This window comes from uncultured Subdoligranulum sp., from assembly GCF_937890665.1.
The window spans coordinates 1-3,445 of record NZ_CALADU010000290.1 but is presented as its reverse complement, the minus strand read 5'-3'; the positions used below and the strand labels follow the sequence as shown (position 1 = coordinate 3,445).

The following is a 3,445-nucleotide window of genomic DNA, read 5'->3' as shown; positions in this document are numbered from 1 at the left end:
ACCTCCGGCAGCTATCTGCTGATGTCCAGCCTGGATATCTCCCGGCGCAACCTGGCGCTGCGGGGCCGGCAGGTGTTCCACCAGGTGGCGGACATGGCCGAGTATGCCCGGGAAGAGATCAACGCCGTAGGCGGCTACTACGCCTTTGGCAAGGAGCTTTGCAACGGCAACTCGGTGTTCGACTTTGACACCACCAAGCTCAGCATCCACACCCTGGACATCGGCCTGGCGGGCATTGAGGTCTATGACATCCTGCGGGATGAATACGACATCCAGATCGAGTTCGGCGACATCGGCAACATCCTGGCGTATCTGTCCATCGGCGCGCTGGCCGAGATCAAGCGCCGCTACCAGACCGACGGCACCGGCCTGCTGAGCCAGGAATACATCGATCCGGTGGTGGTGGCCAGCCCCCAGGAGGCGTTCTACGCCGACAAGGTCAGCCTGCCCCTGCGCCAGGCCGAGGGCCGTGTGTGCAGCGAGTTCGTCATGTGCTATCCCCCGGGCATCCCCATCCTGGCCCCAGGCGAGCGCATCACCCCCCAGATCCTGGATTATATCGAGTACGCCAAGGCCAAGGGCTGCAGCATGACCGGCCCCGAAGACCCCGAGATCCTGCGGCTGAACGTGCTGGCGTGACCCCCCCTCTTATAAAACACCTCACCCCACTATAAGGAGGTATCCACCATGGAAATGTGGTTTTCTGAGTTTCATACCCCGGATGTCAAGCACAGCATCCGGGTGAACCGGCAGCTCTATTCCAAGCAGAGCGACTACCAGCGCATCGACATCTTCGAAACGCCGGAGTTTGGCCGGGTCCTGACCTTGGACGGCAACGTCATGCTGACCGAGCGGGACGAGTTCATCTATGACGAGATGATCACCCATGTACCCATGTCGGTCCATCGGCAGGCCAAGGATATTCTGGTCATCGGCGCCGGGGACGGCGGCGTGGTGCGGGAACTGACCCGCTATGACCGGGTGGAGCGCATCGACTTGGTGGAGATGGACCCCATGGTGGTGGAGGCCTGCCGGGCCTACCTGCCGGGCAATGCCTGCCGTATGGACGACCGCCGGGTCCATATCTACTTTGAAAACGCCCTCAAGTTCATCCGCCGCTGCGAGGATGAGTACGACCTGATCATCGTGGACTCCTCCGACCCCTTCGGCCCGTCGGAAGGACTCTTCACCCGGGAATTTTACGGCAACTGCTTCAACGCCCTGAAAGAGGACGGCATCATGGTCAACCAGCAGGGCAGCCCCTTCTATGCCGAGGACGCCAACGCCATGCAGCGCAGCCATAAGCGGATCGCCAGCACCTTCCCCATCAGCAAGGTGTATCAGGCCCACATCCCCACCTTTGCGGCGGGCTACTGGCTGTTCGGTTTTGCCAGCAAAACCTATCATCCCATCGATGATCTGGACGCCGCGGCGTGGAACGCGCTGAATATGCGCACCCGGTACTACACCACGCGGCTGCATGTGGGGGCCTTTTATCTGCCGGCCTTCTTGGAAGAAATGCTGCGGGAAGTGGAGGATCGCTAATGCTGCCACGGAATGTTGAAACCTTTATCGGGTGCGACAGTGCCTACCGCACGGCCCAAATCGTGCTGTACGGCGCACCCTACGACTCCACCACCAGTTACCGTCCCGGCGCCCGGTTCGGTCCGGCGGCCATCCGGCACGAAAGCTACGGCATCGAAACGTACAGCCCCTACCAGAACACCGACCTGACGGATTGCGAGATCTTTGACAGCGGCGACTTGGAACTCTGCTTCGGCAGCAGCGAAAGCGCGCTGGTGGATATCGAATCCCGGGCGGCGGAAATTTTGCGGGACGGCAAGTTCCCGCTGCTGCTGGGCGGCGAGCATCTCGTCACGCTGGGGGCGGTACGGGCGGTGGCGGCCCGCTACCCGGAACTGCACATCGTCCACTTTGACGCCCACGCCGACCTGCGGGACGACTATCTGGGCGCCCAGCTCAGCCACGCTTGTGTGCTGCGCCGCTGCCACGACCTTGTGGGCGACGGGCGCATCCACCAGTTCTGCATCCGCAGCGGCGACCGGGAGGAATTTTCCTTCGCCGCCGCCCACACCGATATGCACAAGTTCGACTTTTCCGGGCTGGAAGCGCTGACCCAGTGGCTCTGCGATACCAAGGTGCCGGTCTATCTGACCATCGATCTGGACTGCCTTGACCCGTCGGCCTTCCCCGGCACCGGCACGCCGGAAGCGGGGGGCGTCAGCTTTTTGCAGTTGCTGGACGCCATCCGCACCGTGACCCGGGCCAACATCGTGGGCGCCGACCTGAACGAGCTGGCCCCCATGCTGGATACCAGCGGGGTGTCCACCGCCACCGCCTGCAAGACCCTGCGGGAGCTGCTGCTGGCGCTGGTATATAATCGTCCTAACGTATAAAAGAGTATTTGTTTGGCGTTTCTTCGGTTCCTTCCTTGCAAAGAAGGAACAACAAATCGTACAAAAAGGAGTCATCACCATGAGCAAAGTTCTTGTTATCGGCTGCGGCGGCGTTGCCAGTGTCGCCATCCACAAGTGCTGCCAAGTCAGCGATGTTTTCACCGAGCTGTGCATTGCCAGCCGCACCAAGTCCAAGTGTGACGCCTTGGCCGAAAAGCTCGCCCCCACCACCAAGACCAAAATCACCACCGCTCAGGTGGACGCCGACGATGTTGACCAGCTCATTGCGCTGATCAAGAGCTACCAGCCCGATCTGGTCATGAACATCGCCCTGCCCTATCAGGACCTGACCATCATGGACGCCTGCCTTGCCTGCGGCGTCAACTATATGGACACCGCCAACTACGAGCCGGAAAATACCGACGACCCCGAATGGCGCGCCATCTACGAGAAGCGCTGCAAGGAAGCGGGCTTCTCGGCCTACTTCGACTATTCTTGGCAATGGGCTTACAAGAAAAAGTTCGAGGAAGCCGGCCTGACCGCCCTGCTGGGCTGCGGCTTTGACCCGGGCGTGACCCAGGCCTACTGCGCCTACGCCGCCAAGCATGAGTTCGACACCATCGACACCATCGACATTCTGGACTGCAACGGCGGCGACCACGGCTATGCCTTCGCCACCAACTTCAACCCCGAGATCAACCTGCGGGAAGTCAGCGCCCCCGGCAGCTACATGGAGAACGGCCACTGGGTGGAGATCCCGGCCATGAGCATCAAGCGGGAATACGACTTCGATCAGGTGGGCAAAAAGGATATGTACCTGCTCCACCACGAGGAGATCGAGTCCTTGGGCAAAAACTTCCCCGATGTCAAGCGCATCCGGTTCTTCATGACCTTCGGTCAGAGCTACCTCGACCATATGCGCTGTCTGGAGGATGTGGGCATGCTGTCCACCACCCCCATCGAGTACAACGGCCAGCAGATTGTGCCCATCCAGTTCCTCAAGGCGCTGCTGCCCGACCCGGCCAGTC

The 3,445-nt window shown here is 61.0% G+C and carries 3 protein-coding genes and 1 pseudogene; all 4 read left to right on the top strand.

Translation table 11 applies throughout. The features are described 5' to 3' along the window. A pseudogene (locus tag Q0526_RS16730) lies at nt 1-639 on the top strand (arginine decarboxylase); the annotation flags it as partial. A 48-nt stretch (nt 640-687) separates the two neighbouring features. Continuing rightward, complete coding sequence (gene speE, locus Q0526_RS16725) at nt 688-1,545, top strand: polyamine aminopropyltransferase (protein ID WP_298736149.1); 858 nt, start codon at nt 688-690, stop codon at nt 1,543-1,545. After that, on the top strand, nt 1,545-2,417 hold the full coding sequence (speB, locus tag Q0526_RS16720) for an agmatinase (RefSeq protein ID WP_298736147.1): 873 nt from the start codon (nt 1,545-1,547) through the stop codon (nt 2,415-2,417). The genes speE and speB overlap by 1 nt, the downstream gene beginning before the upstream one ends. 79 nt (nt 2,418-2,496) lie before the next feature. Beyond that, nucleotides 2,497-3,445: saccharopine dehydrogenase family protein (locus tag Q0526_RS16715; protein ID WP_298736144.1), on the top strand; the 949-nt coding region annotated here is incomplete at its 3' end.

What these genes read in the sequence shown, in the direction of transcription:
- speE (WP_298736149.1), top strand. Translation starts at nt 688, where the DNA reads ATGGAAATGTGGTTTTCTGAGTTTCATACCCCGGATGTCAAGCACAGC.
- speB (WP_298736147.1), top strand. Translation starts at nt 1,545, where the DNA reads ATGCTGCCACGGAATGTTGAAACCTTTATCGGGTGCGACAGTGCCTAC.